Raw genomic sequence first — 19089 nt, 5'->3', positions numbered from 1 at the left:
CCCTCACCGGTGGTTGCACAGCTCCAGCGGCGCGCCCTCGGACGTCGTGCACGGCAGGTAGCCCGCGTCGGTCAGCCTGGCGCGGGCGCTGTCGTGCCGCAGCAGGTAGTCCACGAAGCTCGCCGCGGGCGACCCCGGCTGCGGCCTCGCCCTGGTGTACAGGTACTCCACGGTCCAGAACGAGTAGCCGGACTCGACGCCCACGGCGGGGTCGAACGCCTTGCCGTCGACCGTGAGCGCGGTCAGCGGATCGGCCTTGCGGGCCTGCGCCACCGACGGGGCGTCGGCGTAGCCGATCGCGCCCTCCGTGCGGCCGACCTCGCGCGCCACCTCGGGGTTGGATCCGCGTTCGCACCGGATCGTCGCGGCGCCGGGGACGCGGTCCCTGGTCCGGCAGCCGTTGGACGACAGCTCGCCCTCACCCGTGCCGAGCACCTTCTGCTCGAACAGCTCCCGGCTGCCCGACTCCCCGCCGCGGCCGACGATGCGGATCGGCAGCGACTCCCCTCCCCGCACCTGGTTCCAGTCGGTGGTGGTGCCGTCGTAGATCGAGCGCAGCTGGGCCGTGGTCACGGTGTCCAGTCCGACCGAGGCGTTCACGATCACGTGGAAGACGACGATGCCGACCTGCTCGGAGTGCGGGGTCGCGCCGTCGGTGTCCTGCCTGCCGTCCGCGAGCGCCAGCAGCCCCGTGTCGTCGGGGCCGAGCGCCGTGACCGCGCGGACCCCCTCGACGCTGCCGGTGGGCGTGGTCGCGACCCGCGCGCCCCGGCTCCCGCAGACGCGCTCGTAGTCCTGCGCCACGGCCTGCGCGACCGGCATGAACACGCTGGAGCCCTCGACCCGCAGCACGCCGGGGACGCACGCCACCGTCGAGTCCGCGGGCGGGGGCACGAACACCAGGCTGAGGACCAGGAACGCGGTGAGCAGCACGGCGAGCGCGCCGGTCGCCCTGGGGAGGGTGACCAGCCGCTCGCGCTTCTCGTCCTTGAGCAGCCCGCTGTCCCTGAGCTTGCCCGACGCCTCGATGTCCTTGGTGACACCGCTGTCGTCGGGCTCGCGCAGGATGACGACGAGCTTGAACTTCTGCTTGCGCCGCAGCGCCAGGTCCTCGACGCGGACGCCGTGCCACTGCTGCTCGACCTCCACCTGCGGGCTCTGCGCGGCACCGGTCCACCTGGCCATCCACAGCGGCAGCCGTTCGCGGACGGTGCGGAGGCTGTCGCGCTCCACCGGCTCGGGCCCGGTGCCTGCGCCGAAGAACCGCAGGCCCGCCCTGACCCGCGCGCGGATCTCCTCGGTGCTCGCCTCGGACACGCGGGCGTTCCACACGACCCGGCGGCCGAACGTGAACGACAGCGGGCGCTCGAAGTCGTCGGCGTCGATGTCGTACCCGCCGGTGTTGCGGATGCGGATGACCACGATGCTCATCCGGTCCAGCAGCTCGGAGACCTGGTAGAGCTGCCGCTGACCGGCCTTGGCGGGCTCGGTGCCGTCGTGCAGCTTCTCCAGCCCCAGCCCGATCTTCGAGTTGTACAGCACCCGGTAGGTGATCCGCTTGCGCCGGATGAGGAAGCGGTCGACGAAGGGCGTCGCGATCAGCAGGACGATGCCCAGCACGACGTTGCCGGGCCCGAGGAAGTCCAGCACCGACTGCAACGCCCTCTGCACGACCACGAGAACTCCTCTCCGCAGAACCGGATTCTCGACGGTCCACCACCGCTCCAGGTCCCCGTCGACCGTCCGTTCACCCGGAGTTCCACCCGCGGCTACCGGACCGCGGTCAAGAACTGCCCCGGCCGCAGAGCCCTGGCCACGATCCGCGTGTCACCGATCCAGCCGTAGAACCCGTGCCCGTAGCGCAACGCGAACTGCGTCGCCCCGATCACGAACGGCTTCCCCAGCGTCGAAATGCCCTTCGACTCCTCCGAGGCGTTCCGGGCGATCTTCGCGCCGTCGACGTACATCGTGGTGCGCCGCCCGTCGTTGACCACGGCCACGTGCGTCCACCGGCCGGTCGGGATCGCGTGGCTCCACGACGTCGGGTCGGCGTCGGTGGGCACGGGGTAGACGACGAACTGGAGGAAGCGCTCGCCCGACACGTTCAGGCTGCACGTCGGCTCCTCCGGCGACCAGCCGCTGGTCTTGCCCGCGTCACCGCTGCGGCCCTCCCAGCTCAGCACGCCCATGAACGCGTGGTCGCCCTCGAACGGCTCGGGCAGCTTGAGGTAGGTCTCGATGGTGTACCCGGACTCGAACCTCATCCGGTTGACCGGCGCCGACTCGGCCGCGCGCAGGATCGCGCCGCGATCGGGGTCGCGGGCCCCGCCGAACCGCAGGCTCGCGTGGGCGGGCTGGGTGTCGTGGTGCTCGTCCGACCACGTCAGCACGTCGGTTCCGCTCGCGTTCAGGTGCTGGACGGTCAGGTCGTTGCCGTTGCCGGTCAGGTCGCGGGCGACGCTGCCGGGCGCCACGGGCTGCCCGGCGGCCCCGGCGGCGGGCAGGCCCGCGGTGTCGAACCGCCAGTACGCCACGGTGCCGTCGACCAGCACGGCCGACGCCGGTCGGGGCTTCGGCAGGACCGGCGGGGCGAACCCGGCGAAGCGGGTCCGGAAGTCGACCTCCACCGAGAACCGGTCGGCGTCGCCGGTGAGCCGCGCGGTCTCGACCTCCGGGACGGTGTCGCCGCGGGTGAGCAGCCACGGCGAGCACGTCTCCACGTCGATCACGCCGCGGGCGAGGTCGAAGGTGTAGAACCGGACCATGCCCGCGCCGCCGTAGTAGCGGTCCTGGTAGTTGGTGACGTGCAGGTGCACGGGGTTGCCGTGGTCGTTGGTGAGGGTGGTGCGGCCGGGCGGCCAGTAGTGCCCGTTGAGGGTGAGGAACACCTGGTCGTTGCGCCGGACCAGGTTGTCCCACAGGCGTTGCCCGTGCGCGGACAGCTCGGCCCGACCGCCGTCGGCGGACACGAGGTCGTGGGTGGTGAGGATGACGGGCAGCGTCCGGTGGTCGTCGATGACCCGCTGCGCCCAGGCGAGGCCGCGGTCGGACACGCGCCAGTCCAGCGCGAGCACCAGCCACTGCCGACCGCCCGCCTTCACGATGTGGAAGCTGTTGTACCCCTTGGGTTCCACGCCGCCGAACGTCGGCATCCGGGAGAACCTGCCCGGCGGGAAGGTCCGCGAGTACGGGGTGGACCCGCGCTGGTCGTCCGAACCGCCGGGAACGTCGTGGTTGCCCGCCAGGACGCTGTAGGGCATCCGCCCGTCGATCGTGCGGAACACCGCGTCGGCCGTGCGCATCTCGCGCTCGGTGCCGTGCTCGGTCACGTCGCCCAGGTGCGCGAGGAACACGACGTCGCGCCGCTCCAGCAGCGCCCGCAGGGCGTGGCGGACCGGCTCGGGGTCCGACCCGCCCTCGTCGAGCAGGTACTGGGTGTCGGGCAGGACGGCGATCGTGAACCGCGAGCCGTCCCCGTCGGGCGACGTCCCGGCCGACGCCCCGGCGTTCGCGGTGGCAGGCAGCGCGCCCGTCGCGGCCACGGCGAACGCCGCCTGGAGCAGCGTGCGCCGACCGATGTCGCCGGTGCGGGGTTCGTCGGCCATGGGGTGGTTCCTCCAGGGGTTCGGGTGAGGACGTCAGGGTGGCGGCCCCCACCGGCAGGTGGTGGACGTGCGGTCGAACAACAGCCGCACACCCGCTGAAATCTCGCCCCCGGACGCCGGTCGGGACGCGCCGGGTAGGGTTCCGCACGACGGGAGCTGAACGGCCGCGTCCCCGGTCGATGTTCGAGGAATCCGCATGATCGCTGTACTGCCCACCGTGCTCACGGTCATCGCGCTGCTGATCGCCGCGGGCGCGCTCGCCATGGTCATCGCCGACCGGCCGCTCGCGCTCGGCTCCACGCCGACCACGGCCATCGGCGTCCCGCTGGTGCTGCTGGAGATCGGTCTGGTCGTCCAGGCCGTCGTCGGCCTGGTGCGGATGAGCGGCGCGGACCGGGAGATCGACGAGCTGACCTTCGTCGGGTACCTCTTCGGCCCCGTGGTCGTCGTGCCCGTCGCCGTGGTGTGGGCGCTGGCCGAGCGCACCCGGTTCGGCCCCGGCGTGCTGCTGGTCGGCTGCCTGAGCGTGCCCGCGATGATCCTGCGCCTCACCCAGATCTGGGCGGGCCATGCCTGAGCCGACGACCGACCTCGCCGAGGCGACCCGGTCGGGCCCCGGCCGGCTCCTGATCGCCGTCTACGGGATCTTCGCGCTCGCCGCGACCGCCCGCTCGGCCGTGCAGATCGGCACCCGCTTCTCCGACGCGCCGCTGCCCTACCTGCTGTCCGCGTTCGCGGCCGTCGTCTACGTGCTCGCCACCGTGGCGCTGGCCCGCGGCGACGGCACGTCCCGCCGGGTCGCGCTGGTCTCCTGCGCGGTCGAACTGGTGGGCGTGCTCGTCGTCGGCACCGTGAGCCTCGTCGTTCCCGACGCCTTCCCGGACGCCACCGTCTGGTCCGGGTTCGGGCAGGGCTACGGCTTCATCCCGCTGGTCCTGCCCGTCCTCGGCCTGCTGTGGATCCGCCGGGTCAACTCCTCCGCGCGGTAGCTCGGCGGGTCACGACGCCTCGGTCGACCCGACCCCCCTGATCCGCCCGTCGCGGAACGCGTCCACGAACAGCCGGTGGTCCTCACGGGTCTGCGCGGCGTACCGCAGGGCGAACTCCACGATCGAATCGGCGAACTCCTCGTCGCGGTCGCCGATGGCGGCGGCGATGGCCTCCTCGCACTGGAAGTCGACCAGCGTCTGCTCGGAGTCCGAGTCGGCCACGCAGTGCATCTTGGCCGTGGCGCGGCCGAGGTAGCCCAGCACCGGCAGCATGTCCGCGGGCTCGGTCAGGTCCGACCAGTCGAGGTCCGAGACGTAGGGCGACAGCTCCGCCACGACGTAGCCCACGCCGTCCACCCGCGTGTGCCCGAGCCACGGGTCGGCGTGCGCCTGCAACGCCCGCTGCGACACCGCGGTGCGGTGGCCGTGGTCGGTGAAGTACTCCCGGATGCGCTCGTCGCGGACGATCCGGCTGGGCGCGGCCACGTTCGCCTGCTTCATCGACAGGACCACGTCGTTCTCCAGCGCCTGCGTGCGGCCCTCCACCAGGACGTTGTACGCGGGCAGCCCGGCCGAGCCGATGCCGAACCCGCTGCGCCCCACCACGTCCTTCACGGCGTAGGTGAGGCTGCTGCTGGCCCTCTTGCCGGTGGGGATGGTCTCCAGGTACGCGGCGAACGCCCGCTCCACCGTCGCGCGCTCCTCCTCACCCAGCTCCCGCACGCCCGAGCGGTCGCGGCGGAAGTGCCGCTCGTAGTCGACGACCACGGTCGTCTCGTCGAGCAGCTCGACCCTGGTCGCGAGCCTGGCCCGCAGCAGCACCTGGTGCAGCACGCCTTCCGTGCTGTCCAGGCGCAGGCTGAACAGCTCGTCGCCAGGGTTCTCCGCGAACGACCGGACCTGCCCGACGTAGGAGGTGACGTAGGTCCGCACCAGGTCTTCGATGATCTTGTCCGGCAGGGCCTTGCGCCACCCGAGCAGCGCCATGCTCGCCGAGAACCGCCGCACGTCCCAGGTGAACGACCCGAGGTAGGCCTCGTCGAAGTCGTTGACGTCGAACACCAACGTCCCCGAGGCGTCCATGTAGGTCCCGAAGTTCTCCGCGTGCAGGTCGCCCTGGATCCACACCCGACCGGTCCGCTCGTCTGCCCACTCGTCCGGCTCCTCGGCCATGTCGGCGTAGAACAGGCACGCGCTGCCCCGGTAGAACGCGAACGGCTCGGCCGCCATCTTCCGGAACTTGTGCCGGAACGCGGCCGGATCGGCGGACATCAGGTCCTCGAACGCGTCTTCGAGGACGGCCACGATGCGGTCGCCGCGGTCAGTCATCCGGTGCCCCTTTCGTCGAGCGGTCGTGATCTTCGCCGATTCCGGCGACGCACGCCAACACCGCTCCACGTCCAGGACGCCGCGGACGGCCCACCGGTTCCACCCGCGGGGCACCGGTGATCGGGCAAATCCTCCACATCGGACGAACGCGCCCGTCCGCTCACGCGGTCGGCACGGCCAACCTGGCCCGCAGGTCCCGCAACGCCGCCACGTCCCGCTCGCACGACGACGGCAACCCGCGAACCAGGACGTCGACGTGCTCCCCCACGGTGGCCCGGTCACGACGACTCGACCGGACGAACGCCCTCGCGTACGCCTTCGCGATGGCATCCACCTCAGCGGGCAGCGTGCCTCCGAGCAGCGCCTCGGCCAGAGCCGCGTCCGGCTCCGTCACCTGAGCCCAGAAGTCCGCCCGCCGGGCGCTCGCGGCGGCCTCCCGCGACCGCGCGATCAGCGTCCGCGCCCGGTCCTCGTCCAGCGGCTGCTCGGGGCACCGCCTGCCGACCAGCCAGCCGAGCACGACCTCGTTGAGCGCCGGGTAGAAGTCGACCTCGCCGGTCCGCTCGTGGTGCAGCTCGACGGCACGGCGGTAGGCGTCGCGGGCGGCGACCAGCGCGGCGGTGAGGTCGGCCTGCCGGTCCGGCGGCACGCACCGCGCGCGCCTGCGGGCCACGCCGCCCAGCAGCGAGTACCGCTCGGGCGTCTCGCCGAGCTGGATGAGCAGGTTCGCCGACCTCTCGGCCTCGGCCAGCAGCACGGCCGCGTCCGGACCAGGCCCGTCGGGGTGCCGGGCGCGTTCCACCGCCCACTTCGCCTGCACGTTGACCAGCTGTTCGAGGCTCTTGACCGACCCGACCGCGTCCCACTCGCGGCGGACCGTCTCGTAGCAGTCGACCGCCTCGCGGTAGTGCGCGAGCAGCATCCACACGTCGCCGGTCCGCGACCGCTCCTGCCCCCGCAGCCAGTCCGACGGCACGGTGGCGAGCAGCTCGCGCAGTTCGTCGGCCAGCACGCCCACCTCGTCGTCGCGGCAGCCCGCGGCGCGGCGCTTGAGGTCGTCGAGGCGGTCGGCGAACTCGCGGCGGGCCACCGGCCGCTCCGGCGCGGGGGTCCGCCTGCTCGCCGGGTCGAGGCGGAACGCGGGCGGTCCGTACACCTGGTAGGCGCCCCAGGTGTTGGTGGACGGGAAGTCCCGGTACACGCGCTTGCGGGCTTCGAGGGTGGCGATGCCCAGGTCGCGACCGCCCAGCAGCTCCCCGTACACCGCGTCGGCGAACGCCTCGGCCGCGGCGTCGTCCACCGCCCAGCCCGCGGCGATCACCGCGCGCACCCCGTTCTCCACGAGCTGCCGCGCCACGCTCGACGCGAGGCGGTCCGCCCGCACCGGCTCGCCGGACCGCCCCATCGCGCCGGTGTGGCAGCAGTTGACGAACACGAGGTCCGGCGCCGTGCGCATCTTCGCGATCTCCAGCGCGCCCAGGTAGGCGTCGTGGCCGATCCGGACGCCGCTGCGGGTGGGGTCGGCCGGGTCGTGGTGGCCGTGGCCCGTGATGTGGACGATGCGGTAGTCGCGGCGGAACAGGGCGTTGAGGATGTCGACGACGTCCTCCTCCGCGTCCTCGCCGGGGATGATCGACGTGACGTCGTACCCCATGCCCTGCAACAGCTCCCGCACGTGGTGGGCCTCGGCCCGCGCGCCGGGCAGCCGGGGCAGGCCGGTGCCCGCGGGGTCGCCGACGACCAGCGCGGCGTTGCCGGACGACGGTCGCGTCAGCTCGGTGAACGTGCGGCTCTCCAGCCGCCGGATCACGCCCACCTGCACGGCGAGCGGCAGCACGCCCTCGTCCTCCGTGCGGGTGGCGAGCATCTCCAGCGGCAGCACGCCCGCCTGCTCGTCGACGACCACCATCAGGTGCTCGCTGCCGTAGCCCTGCCCCTTGAGCCCGGTGGGGACCAGCAGCTCGTAGAGGGTGTTGAACAGCTGCGCGTCCGGGTTGACGTCCGCGACCGCCTCGGCCACGAGCTCGTCGAGCAGCCCGCGCTGGCTGGTGTTCACCCGCTGCTCGGCGCGGGCGTGCCTGCCGATGCTGGTGAACGACAGCTCGACGAGGTGGTCGTGCACGTGGACGCGGTCCTCGGGGTCGGCGGCGACGATGCGGACCGTCCGCCACATGTCGTCGTGGTAGTCGGGCCGGGGCAGGCCGGACTCGCCGTCGCCGCTCTCCAGCATCAGGCGCTCCACGACGACCTCGCCGTGCAGGGAGCGCGCGAGCTGCGTCGCCGCCTTGGTCGCCTGGATCGCCCGCTCCTCGTACAGCTCGACGATCCTCAGCTCCTCCACGAACGCCCCGGCGCGCAGGTCGCGCAGCCGCCGGTTCGCCTGCCGGACACCGGTCACGATCGCGCTGAGCGAGTTCTCCACGGGCATCGGGGGCACCAGCGCGGTGCCGATCAGCACCGCGGAGACCGACAGCGGCGGTGGCGGCACGTCCGGCAGCGCCCGGTCCTCGTGGACGGCGGCCAGGCGCAGAACGGCCTGGATGACGCCCGCGGTCAACGCGCCGGGCGTGAGGTCGCCCGCGTCGCCGACGCCGATGACCACCGCCGCGGGGCCGTCCGCGTTCCCGAACACCTCGCACGTGCCCAGCGGGCCGGGGTACTGCCTCATGTCGAGCCGTCGTTCGAGGGCCCTGTTCAGGTGGTCGTCGACGGCCCGCTCGGCGCCGCCGATGGAGGTCCCGTCCTGGTGGCCGACCAGGACGGGACCGCGCACCGAGCCGAGGTGGCCGTGCACCACCGAGACGCGCAGGGCCTGCCGCGCGGTCGACCGTCCGCCGCCCCACGCCGTCCGGACCACCTCGTCGTCGGTGGGCAGCAGCAGCCGTCCGCGCGGGTCGGGCATCGGGGCCTCGCGGGGAGACCCGGCGGGCGGCGACGTCAGCATCCTGGCGGGCGACCGGCCGGCCAGCAGGTCCAGCACGACCGCCGCGACGTCGGGGTCCGAGGGCAGGTCGGCGTGCGGGACGAGCGCGTACCAGGTGGCCGGTCCGCGCACCCGGCGGCCGGTGTGCGGCGCGAAGCCGTCGCCGTCGGAGGAGACCGTGAACCCGCCTGCCGCGGTCCCGCCGGACACGGTCTGGTCCGCGGTGCCGTGCACGGCGCTGATGCCGCTCCAGTCGGCGGGCAGCAGGGCCGCCCTCTCGGCCGCCGCGCCCGGCAGCAGCGCCGTCAGCGTCGGCCAGGTCCCCAGCCACGAGCCCACCTCCTCGGTGGTGGCCCCGCCGTCCAGCAGGGCGATGGCCGCGGTCAGCTCGTCGCGGCCCGCGAGCCGCGCCTCGACCAGCGGGCTGCCGTCGAGCGGCGGCCCGAGCAGCACCGCGCGGCCACCGGCGGCGCGCCAGGCGGCGTGCAGCCCGTCGGTCCCCAGCGCGCCGAGCACGACGAACGCGCCCGTGCCGTGCGCGACGAGGTGCGGCGCCCCACCGCCGTCGACCCGTGCGCGGAGGTGCTTGGCGAGCCGGGCCGCCGACTGCTCGAAGCTCACGCGCGGGTTGTACGGGAACGGCACGACCCGGTGGCGCTCCCCCAGCACGCCCTCCAGCTCCGCGTAGGCCGGGACGAGGGCCTCCGGCCTGGTCTGCCCGGTCAGCACCCGCTCCGCGCGCAGGCCGACGAACCGCGACACGTCCGGCCACGTCGGCAGACCGCCCTGGCTCAGCGCGCAGCCGAACACGTCCGGCACCAGCAGCACCTCGCCCTGGACGGCGGCGTCGACACCGCCCCGACGCCCCTGGGACCGGGGCGCGACGCGCGGCTCGAACCCCTCGACCGCCTCCCCCGGCTTCGCCTCCAGCCACGCCTTCACGGCGCGCCTGCTGTCCGGGTTGGCGAAGTACGCGCCGTGGTTGACGTCCCCGCCCTGGAAGGACCTGGTGCGCGGCGTGGTCCGGGTGGCGCCGCCGGACATCGAGGACGTCGGCACGACGTAGTCGTGGTCCTCGCGGTAGAACAGGTCGGCGCCCAGGGTCAGCAGCCTCCGCGCGATGCCCGCGCCCTGGACGTCGCCCGCGATCGAGCCGAGCCCGTCGTCGAGCGACTGCGCCGACAGCAGCATCCGCAGGAACGGCGACTCCGGCATCTGGGCTTCGAGCCCCGGCACGATCCGCGGGTCCGTGCGCTGTTCGAGGAACGTCAGGAGGAACTTCTTGACCAGCGCGGCGATCCCGGTCTCGCGCAGCCCCGGCACGAGGGTGAAGACGTTGAACAGGAACGACGCCCACCGGTCGACGCGGTGCGACGCGAGCGTGGTCCCCCTGGCCGGGCAGGCGACCCGGACGAAGCGCTCCACGGTGACGCCGCGGTCGACGAGCACCTCGCGCAGCCGCGGCAGCGCGTCGCGGTCGGGGTGGCCGTCGGGGAAGGTGTCCAGGACCGGCCGGTGCTTCGCCGCGTAGCTCAGCGCCTCCCCGACGAGCCCGCCGCGCGAGTGGCTGATCAGGTGCAGCCGGGAGCCCTCCGGCAGGTGGGCGGCGGCGTGCAGGGCGTTCTGCGCGGGCGTGAGGCCGAGGGTCGCGTGCTCGACCGCGAGGATCCTGCCCCGGTAGCGGGCCGCGACGGCCCTCCACTCCGCGGTGTCGCGCAGGGCCGTGAAGGCGCCCTCGGTGTGGGAGAACGTGCCGTGCAGCAGCACCAGGAACGGGTCGTCGGCGGACGGCGGCGCGGACTTGAGGGGACCGGTCCTGGCCAGGCGCAGGTCCTCGCCGATCTGGTACACGCCACGGGGTTTCGGCCTGCGCCGCCAGACCGCGTCGGGCACGTGGTCCCCCGGCGACACCGGTTCGTCGATCCAGTCGACCACCTTGCGCATCGCGGCCCTCGCCGCCTCGTCGAACAGCGGGCGCACGGCCAGGTCGACCGCGGCGCTGATGAGACCGGAGCGGTTCACCTGCGCGCCGACGGCGGCGTCGACGACGCGGACCGCCTCCCGCACGTCCTGCGGCACCGCGACGGCCGAGCGCCGCACGGCGGCGAGCCGCGCGCCCCCGCCGCGCGTGGTGGAGTCGAGGTACGCGGTCAGGTCGCCGCCGCCCGCGCGCTCGACCAGTCCCCCGGCCCGGTGGAAGGTCACCACGCCGTCGGAGTCCTCGACCTCGACGACGTCGGAGTCCTCACCGTCGAGCGCGACCGCCTCGGCCTCGCCCCGGCTCACGCCGGTGAGCCGGACCTCGCCCCTGACCTCGTACCGGACGTCGTCGCCGTACAGCTCGGCGAAGTCGTCCCGGTCCGACCGCTCCGCGACCCCCTTGCCGCGCACGGTGAACTCGACGGCCATCGTGACCCGCCCTCCTGCCCCGACCGCCCGGCACCACCAGGCGCGCCTGATGTCCCTGGAGTCGCGGGGAGGGGCCCTCCGTTAGCAGCGGGGCACGGCCTGAACGGGTGAATCACCATCCGGCCGAACCGCGCTACTCAGCGTGGTCGGCGGCCCGCGAACGCCACCACCACCGCGACCAGCGCGACACCCAGGGCGGCGACCAGGGGCGCGGGCGGGCCGAGCGGTCTCCCGTCCTCGGCGCGCAGGACACCCATGAGGTCGAGCACCGGCAGCCCGCTGATCCCGGCGTACCAGATCGGGACGTAGACGGCCTGGAACACGCGGTGCGTGCGGCTGACCGAACCGAGGAAGAGGGCCAGCGACGGGATGAACAGCACCGCGGCCACCCACGCCGCCACGCCTGCCGAATCACCCGCGAGCACCATCCGGACCGCTGCCGCCGCACCGGTCCCCGCGGTGAGCACGACGCCCGCCGACCACTCCGCGACCGCCCGCAGCGGGACCGAGGGGTACGGCGCGAGGATGGCCTGGACGTCGAACTCGTGCCGCTGGGTGCCGAGGCGGGACCACAGCAGCACCGGCCAGAGCCACGCCACGGGCAGCAGCACCCTGCTCACCCCGGCGAGCGGGACGGCGACCGTGACGGCGGCGACCAGCGCGGCGCCGATCCACCACCACCTCGACACGCCCTGGAGCAGCACGCGGAGCTCACCGACCAGCAGCCGGGGGAACGCCGCGACCGCGCTCCCCCGCCGCACCACCGTCGTCAGCCCGCCGCGGACGTCGAACGCGCCGGACTCGACCAGGATCGGCACGTCGAGACCGGTGTCGGGCCGCTCCGGCTCGGACCCGGCGTCGCGCGACGGGTCGAAGCGCGCGAACCACACCACCGGCAGCAGCGCGAGCGCCACGACGACGCCCATCACGACGAGCCGCGAGACCAGGAAGCCGGGGTCGGGCGTGAACCCGGACCACTCGAACGGGATGAGCGGCGCGTCCAGCGCGGTGAGCCCGAGGCTGAACTCCGCGCCGGTGACGTCCAGGCCCTCGGCCGCCATGTCAGCGCCCAGCGACTCGACGACGTCGCTCACCCCGAGTCCGCCCAGGGGCGCGGACGGGCTCTGGCCGCCGATCGCGACGACCATCCAGCAGAAGAACCAGACGACGTTGCCCGTTCCGGTCTTCAGGACCGGGGTCAACTCCCAGAACAGGGCCGCGGACGCGGTGAGCACCACGGCCGGGAAGGCGATCACGGCGAACGGCAGCAGCAGCGCACCGAGGTCGACCGACGTCGACTCGCCGCGGGCGAACTGCATCACCAGCGCCGTCCCGGCCAGCACGACCAGCATCGACGTCAGCACCAGCACGTTGCTGAGCAGCTTGGCCGCGAGGTAGGCGGGGGTGCGCAGCGGCGTGGCCGCCAGCAGCAGCCCGACGGCGGTGCGCTCGTCGCGGGCGATCGTGTTGCGCACGACGTAGAAACCGCCCAGCAGCAACCAGAGCGTGCTCGCCAGCGCCGTGGCCGTGCCCACGTACGCGCTGGTGTACAGGCCGCGGTAGGGACCGAGCTGCACGATCGTCCACTGCGAGTCGGACGCGGGGACGGCCAGGTAGCCGAGCAGGACCGCCGCCAGCAGGGTCGCCGCGCAGGCGGGCCTGCGCACCCGGTCGCGGAAGTCGCCGAGCACCAGCGCGATCACCGCCGCACCACCCCGTGCGCCGCGGTGGAACCGTTGATGATGCTGAGGTACGCGTCCTCCAGGTCCGGTGCCACCGGTTCGGCGGCGGCCGACGGGCGCGACGGCGACAGCATCCGCAGCCGGACGCCCGCCGTGGTGCGGACCACGCGGCTGACCGTGTGCACGGCCCGCACGGCGGCGACCTCGGCCGCGGCCACCGTGGCCTCCCAGACCTGGCCGTCGACGTCGCGCAGCAGGTCCTCCGGCGCGCCGCGGCGCAGCAGCCTGCCTCGGGCGACCACGACGATGTCCGCGGCGACCGAGTCGACGTCGGAGACGATGTGGGTGGACAGCAGCACCACGCGCTCGGCGGACAGGTCGCTCAGCAGGTTGCGGAACCGCACCCGCTCCTCCGGGTCGAGACCGGCGGTCGGCTCGTCGACGATGATCACCTGCGGATCGCCGAGCAGTGCCTGGGCGATGCCGACCCGGCGCATCATGCCGCCGGAGTACTTGCCCAGCGGTCGTTTCAGCGCCTCGGTGAGGTTCACGAGCTGGAGCAGCTCGTCGATGCGGGCCCTGGCGGAGCGGGCCGAGAGCCCCTTGGCCGCGGCCAGGTAGGTGAGGAACTCCCGAGCGGTCAGGTTCGGGTAGACGCCGAAGTCCTGCGGCAGGTAGCCGAGCACCTCGCGCAGCGCGTTCGGGTGGGACACCACGTCGGTGCCCCGGAACAGGACCCGGCCGGAGGTGGGGCGGGTGACGGTGGAGGCGACGCGCATCAGCGAGGACTTGCCCGCGCCGTTGGGGCCGAGCAGGCCGATCATGCCGGGGTTGAGCGTCAGCGTGACGCCGTCCACCGCCCGCTTGCCGCCGCGGTAGACCTTGGTGACGTCGAGGAGTTCGAGCACGGCGCTACCCCGCCTTCGTCACGGTCGCGCGGCCGTCGCCCGCGTGCGCGACCACGGTCCTGGTGCTGGCCGGGTCGTGGGCCACGGGCTGCGCGCCCGCCGCGTCGACCTGGTAGGTCTCCGGTCCCGCGGGCAGCACGACGGCGGCGTGACCGCCCGCGGACCGGGCCTCGACCCGCTGGGGCGGGGAGGCGAACTGGAGCGACACGTCCCCGTCGACCGCGGTGACGGCGGTGACCGACGGCGAGGTCGCGGCGGTGACGGTGATGCTGCTGTCCGTGGCGTCCAACGACAGCGTGCCGCTGGGCTCGGCCAGGGCGATCGTGGCGTCGTCGGTCAGCGTCGCCGTGACGTCACCGGTGAGGCCCTCGGCCCGCACCCGGCTCCCGGAGCCGCGGAACTCGACGGCGACACCGGGTGGCACGCGCACGACGTGCTCGGCCTCGCAGGTCAGGGTGACGCCGCCGCAGTCGACCCCGACCCGCAGCACGCCGTTCTCCAGGGCCAGCGCGGCGGCGCCCGCGTCGGCGGCCTTGCCCGTGAGCGTGCGGTCGACCCGCACCGAGCCCGCCGCGCCCTGGTCGACGACGAGGCCCACCTCGCGGGAGTCGATGACCAGCCTGTCCGCGGTGAAGTCGAACGACCGGGAGTCGGTCGTGGCGGAACCCCCGCCCTGGCACCCGGCCAGTGCGGCCACCAGCAGGGCGGTCAGGGCTGTCGCGGTTGTCCTCTGTGGTGGCACTGTCGCTCCGGAGGTCGGGGATCTGTCGGCTTCCCCAGCTTCCGGCGGCCCCGCGGATCGGACATCTGCCGTTCGGCAGAGATCGGCGAACGGATCACCGCACGGGGAACACGGCGGCCACCCGCCACCCCGAGCCGTGCGGACCGGCGCTCACCGCGCCCCCGACCGCCTCGACGCGCTCGCGCAACCCGGCCAGCCCGCTGCCGCCGCCCGCACGGGTCGTGCCCCGCGCGCCGCCGTCGTCGACGACCGACACCTCGATCCCCCGCCCCGGCACGAGGTCCACCGCCACCCGCACCGAGGACGCGCCCGCCGCGTGCCTGCGGACGTTCGTCAGCGCCTCCAGCACCACCGCGTACGCCACCCCGTCCGCGACCGGGTCGAGCCTGCCCACGGCGGCGTCGGCCAGCTCGCAGCGGACGGCCGACCCGGTGAACCGGCCGACCAGCTCGGGCACGTCGCCCAGGCCGACGGCCCCCTCGGCCCTCGGGCCCTCGCGCATGGTCGCCACCGCGCGGTCCATGGAGTCGAGCGCCCGCAGCCCCGCCTCCTCGACCCGCGCGAACGCCGCCCGCGCCTCGGCCTCGTCGAAGTCGACGAACTGCGCCGCCTGCACCTCCACGACGATCCCGGTCACCTCGTGCGCGACGAAGTCGTGCAGCAGCTCGGCGATCTCCAGCCGCTGCCGCACCGTCGCCTCGGCCACCGCCTCCACCCGGCGGGAGTCCAGGCCCCGCAGGTACACCCCGATCCCGATCGTCACGGCCAGCGGGAACGGCACCAGCACGAACCCGAGCACCGACGTGTCCCACCTGATCGGCGACTCGTGCAGGGTGAACCGCAGCGGCAGCGCCAGAGCGGCGACGACCGGGAGCGCGGCGACGGCGACGACACGTCCGGCCGGGACCAGCCGGACGGCGCGCCCGAGCAGCACCAGCAGACCGGCGAACTCGAACGGCATCCACAGCAGGGCGAGGCTGGCCCGGCCGCCGTGGACCACGTCCACCACGAGCGACACCACCGAGGCCGCCACCACCGCGGTGGCGAGCCCGACCCGTCCGGCGGGCCAGCGCCACAGCGCCGCGAACAGGACGGCGGTCGCGGTCAGGGCGAGGACGAACGCCCCCGGCGGAGCGGCGGCCGAGGGGAGGAGCAGCAGGAGTGCACAGGGCACGAGCCAGACCAGCCGACGGCGGGTTTCGCGCATGGCGGGAAGCCTACGCACCGCCGAGCCCCGCCCCGTTCCAGTCCACTGAGGACGGTGCGGTCGCCCGCACGGCTCGTCCTGGACCCGCGACCGGGACCGCCGCACGCCGCGGGTGAGCCCGCCCGTCGGCGCGACGGGCGGGGTCTTCGTGCGGGTGCGCGACGGGAACCGGGTCACCGCTCCGCCCGGTGCCGCGGTCCAGGACGATCGCGCCAGGAACCTGGTCGGCTCCGGCACCCACGAGTTCCGGGCCCGCAGGGAGCGGGTGGGATCGACGGGTCCTGGCCGCCCGGTCGCGCGGGAGCCATCCCGTGGACCTGGCGCCGAACGGCCTCGTCGGCGCCAACGGCCCGAGGTCCACGACGGTGCCGTGCGGGCGAGCAACTCCGACCGCGGCACGATCGTCCGCCTCCCGCTGACCGACGGAGGCGCCGCGGGCCGCGCCGAGGTCAGGGCCACCGGGCTGGAGGGGGTCGACGACTTCGACTTCACCGGTCGCGGGAACGAGATCCTCGCCGCGCTCAACCAGGCGAACAGGCTCGTGCGGGTGGACCCCGACGGCTCGCACGAGACCCTGCTGGACGCCGACGGCGGCCTCCAGGGCACCACCGGTCGTTCGAGGACACCGGGTCCACATCACCAGCGGTGCCAACCTGGCCGGGGACGACCCGCCCCTGCTGCGCGCCGCACTGGTGCCGGCGCTCGGCGCGCGGTGATCGGGGTCAGCGCTGTGCGCGCAGGGTCTGGGCCAGCGTCCAGAACACCTCGAAGTTGGGGATGTCGAAGATCGGGTAGGTCCCCGGCTTGCGGCCCGCCGAGGCGAGCACCACCTGGCCCGCCCCGGTCGACAGCTCGCGGACCGAGTTCCACGGCACGAGGCCGCTCGGGGTGGTGACACCCGACGCGGAGAGGGCCAGCGGCCCGAAGTCGACGGTCCGGCCCGCGTTGATCGCTTCGACCGCCGGTGGCAGTCGCCGTTCGGAGACCTCCTTCTGGAGCACCGGTCCCAGCGCGACGACGTCGGTGCGCGACATCTTGCCCGGCTGCTCGACGCCCCGGAAGACGACCAGCTCACCGTCGGGCAGCACGAGCCGGTAGGCGTGGACGGTGATGACGTGCTTGCCGTCGACGTAGGTGTCGGTCACGCCGCGGTGGACGGCCTCGACCTCGGCCCAGGTGACCGCGCGGGCGGGAACCCCGTCCCGCGCGGGCAGCGCGAAACCCTCGCCGAACACGTAGACGCGGTCGCGTTCCCCGGTGTCCTCGTCGTCGTCCCGGTCCATGAGGTGGTGCACGCCCCAGCCCACGACCGTCAGCACCAGGCCCACGCCGGTGCCGAGGCCGATGCTCCCGGTCACCCACCACAGGAGCAGGGCGATGACCAGCGGAGCGGAGATCCCGGCGAGGACGAGCAGACCGTTGCGGAGATCGGCGCCCTTCTCCTTCGCGGCCTCCTCGGCGGTGCCCACCCGGTGCGGCACCCGGTGCACCGCCTTGGCCCGGCCCAGCCCCCTCTCGGAGGCCGCGACCGACACCTCGGGCGGGATCGGGTGGTTCCCCAAGAACTGCGTCGACATCCGTGCTCCCTGCCGCGGTGGGCGAAACCCCCATCGAACCACCCGGCTCGGGAGCCGGGTGGCGCTTCCGGGTGATCACGCCCTCGCGGAGTCCGATGGGCCGATTCACGGATCTGATGGGCGGGCGGCGGGGTCAGGGCCGCACGTTCTCCAGGTCCTCCAGCAGGCTCGGGTGCCTCGGCTCCCAGCCGAGCGCCTGCCGGGTGCGGGCGCTCGACGAGGGCTGGTCGGTCGCGAAGATCGGGCCGAGCGGGCCGTAGGTCTCCTCGGGCACCGACGCGACCGGCAGGCCCAGCCGCCGACCGATGACCGCCGCGATGGCGCGGACCTCGTCGCCCTCGTCGGCCACCGCGTGCCAGGACGTCCCGGCCGGTGCCGATTCCAGGGCGAGCCGGAACAGCACCGCCGCGTCGAGCGCGTGCACGGCGGGCCACCGCTGAGCGCCGTCGCCGGGGTAGCCGGACACCCCGGTCCGCCGTGCGGTGGTCGTCAGCAGCCCGGCGAACCCGCCCTCGCCGCGGTGGTGCACCGTGCGCGGCAACCGCACCGCCGTGCTCCGGACCCCGCGCGGGGCGAGGTCCAGGACCGCCGCGACGGCGCGCCCGCGACCGCCGACCGGCCCCTCGGTCGCGGGCGGGTCGGCCTCCGTGGAGACGCGGCCCGGCACCCACGGCGTGCCCGAGACGGTGACGAGGGGCCGGTCGCTGCCGACGAGCTCCCGCCCCAGGGTCTCCAGGGCCGCCGTTTCCTCGGCGACCGCCGCCGCCAGGGCGTCGGGGCCGCTGAAGTCGTTGGCGAACGCCAGGTGGACCACGCCGTCGGCCTTCGCGACGCCCGCGCGGAGGACGTCCAGGTCGGCGAGGGCGCCCCGGAGCGGCTCGGCGCCGTTCGCCTCGGCGGCGCGCGCGGACGCGTCGGAACGGGCGAGGGCGAGGACGGTGTGGCCGTGGTCGAGCAGTTCGGCGACGACGGCGGACCCGATCAGACCGGTGCCGCCGGTGATGAAGACGCGCATGGGAACCCTCCCAGTGACGGGACTTTTGTCCCATCACGGTAGCAAAGTGATGGGACAAAAGTCCCGTCGCTAGGATGTCCGCATGGGTCGATGGGAACCGGGTGCGCGCGAACGCCTGGTCGTGGCCGCCGTCGACCTGTTCACCGAGCAGGGCTACGACGCCACGACGGTCGCGCAGATCGCCGAGCGCGCCGGGGTCACCAAGAGCACCTTCTTCCGGCACTTCCCCGACAAGCGCGAACTGCTCGTGGCCGGGCAGGAGACGCTGGGCAGGCTGCTGGCCGAGGGGATCACCGAGGCGCCCGCCGACGCGCGCCCGCTGGAGGCCGTCGCCGCGGGCCTGGAACGCGCCGCGACCGCGATGGGCCCCGTGAGCCACCAGCTGGCACCCCGGCTCAAGGCGGCCATCGCCGCCAGCACCGAACTCCAGGAGCGCGACGCCCTCAAGAGCGTCAGCCTCGCGGCGGCCATGACGACCGCCCTGGTCGCCCGCGGCGTACCCGACCCGACCGCGGCGCTCGCGGGCGAACTGGGCGTCCTCGCCTTCAAGCGGGGGTACGCCCGGTGGTCCGAGGGCGACCGCGGCACCAAGGACGAACTGGCCGGGTACGCCCTGGCGGCGTTGGACGAGCTGCGCGCGGCGAGCGCGGCACTGGGCTGACCGCCGGTACGCGAACTGCGTGGCGCCGCGCGGTGGTCGTCC

The 19089-nt window shown here is 74.1% G+C and carries 13 protein-coding genes; 3 read left to right on the top strand and 10 right to left on the bottom strand.

Annotated features, from left to right (window positions below; all coding sequences use genetic code 11):
- Window positions 1-3: 3 nt before the first annotated feature.
- Both VFZ92_RS06655 and VFZ92_RS06650 read right to left on the bottom strand, forming a co-directional pair.
- Window positions 4-1677 (bottom strand): PstS family phosphate ABC transporter substrate-binding protein, encoded by a 1674-nt coding sequence (locus VFZ92_RS06655; protein ID WP_330874899.1) that lies wholly within the window; start codon window positions 1675-1677, stop codon window positions 4-6.
- Between the two features lie 92 nt (window positions 1678-1769).
- Window positions 1770-3605, bottom strand: coding sequence for a LamG-like jellyroll fold domain-containing protein (locus tag VFZ92_RS06650; protein WP_330874898.1), 1836 nt, complete (start codon window positions 3603-3605; stop codon window positions 1770-1772).
- Between the two features lie 196 nt (window positions 3606-3801).
- Between VFZ92_RS06650 and VFZ92_RS06645 the strand changes: the two genes are divergently transcribed.
- Window positions 3802-4182, top strand: a complete 381-nt coding sequence (locus VFZ92_RS06645) for a hypothetical protein (RefSeq protein ID WP_330874897.1) — start codon at window positions 3802-3804, stop codon at window positions 4180-4182.
- Complete coding sequence (locus VFZ92_RS06640) at window positions 4175-4594, top strand: hypothetical protein (RefSeq protein ID WP_330874896.1); 420 nt, start codon at window positions 4175-4177, stop codon at window positions 4592-4594. The genes VFZ92_RS06645 and VFZ92_RS06640 overlap by 8 nt, the downstream gene beginning before the upstream one ends.
- 9 nt (window positions 4595-4603) lie before the next feature.
- Here the strand turns inward: VFZ92_RS06640 and VFZ92_RS06635 are convergent, their stop codons facing one another.
- The 8 genes from VFZ92_RS06635 to VFZ92_RS06600 all read right to left on the bottom strand — a co-directional run bounded on the left by VFZ92_RS06635 (window position 4604) and on the right by VFZ92_RS06600 (window position 18386).
- Window positions 4604-5923: a DUF2252 domain-containing protein gene (locus tag VFZ92_RS06635; protein ID WP_330874895.1), complete on the bottom strand. Its 1320-nt coding sequence runs from the start codon at window positions 5921-5923 to the stop codon at window positions 4604-4606.
- Between the two features lie 160 nt (window positions 5924-6083).
- A complete protein-coding gene (locus tag VFZ92_RS06630) occupies window positions 6084-11255 on the bottom strand; it encodes a CHAT domain-containing protein (RefSeq protein WP_330874894.1) in 5172 nt (1723 codons plus the stop codon).
- Between the two features lie 137 nt (window positions 11256-11392).
- Window positions 11393-12958 carry a hypothetical protein gene (locus VFZ92_RS06625; RefSeq protein ID WP_330874893.1) on the bottom strand — a complete coding sequence of 522 codons (1566 nt, stop codon included), beginning with the start codon at window positions 12956-12958 and terminating at the stop codon, window positions 11393-11395.
- Window positions 12955-13845 (bottom strand): ABC transporter ATP-binding protein, encoded by an 891-nt coding sequence (locus VFZ92_RS06620; RefSeq protein WP_330874892.1) that lies wholly within the window; start codon window positions 13843-13845, stop codon window positions 12955-12957. Before VFZ92_RS06620 ends, VFZ92_RS06625 begins: the two co-directional genes overlap by 4 nt.
- 4 nt (window positions 13846-13849) lie before the next feature.
- Window positions 13850-14587, bottom strand: coding sequence for a hypothetical protein (locus VFZ92_RS06615; protein ID WP_330874891.1), 738 nt, complete (start codon window positions 14585-14587; stop codon window positions 13850-13852).
- 94 nt (window positions 14588-14681) lie between these two features.
- Window positions 14682-15794, bottom strand: coding sequence for a sensor histidine kinase (locus VFZ92_RS06610; protein ID WP_330874890.1), 1113 nt, complete (start codon window positions 15792-15794; stop codon window positions 14682-14684).
- Window positions 15795-16516: 722 nt separating this feature from the next.
- Window positions 16517-17371: a DUF6585 family protein gene (locus VFZ92_RS06605; protein ID WP_330874889.1), complete on the bottom strand. Its 855-nt coding sequence runs from the start codon at window positions 17369-17371 to the stop codon at window positions 16517-16519.
- A 133-nt stretch (window positions 17372-17504) separates the two neighbouring features.
- A complete protein-coding gene (locus tag VFZ92_RS06600) occupies window positions 17505-18386 on the bottom strand; it encodes an SDR family oxidoreductase (protein WP_330874888.1) in 882 nt (293 codons plus the stop codon).
- Window positions 18387-18468: 82 nt separating this feature from the next.
- On the opposite strand from VFZ92_RS06600, the gene VFZ92_RS06595 reads away from it, so the two are divergent.
- The gene (locus VFZ92_RS06595; RefSeq protein ID WP_330874887.1) at window positions 18469-19047 is read left to right on the top strand and encodes a helix-turn-helix domain-containing protein; all 579 of its coding nucleotides are present in this window, start codon (window positions 18469-18471) and stop codon (window positions 19045-19047) included.
- The last annotated feature ends 42 nt before the right edge of the window (window positions 19048-19089 follow it).

This window comes from Umezawaea sp. (genome assembly GCF_036375055.1).
Classification (GTDB): domain Bacteria; phylum Actinomycetota; class Actinomycetes; order Mycobacteriales; family Pseudonocardiaceae; genus Umezawaea.
This window is presented reverse-complemented; position numbering and strand designations above follow the sequence as displayed.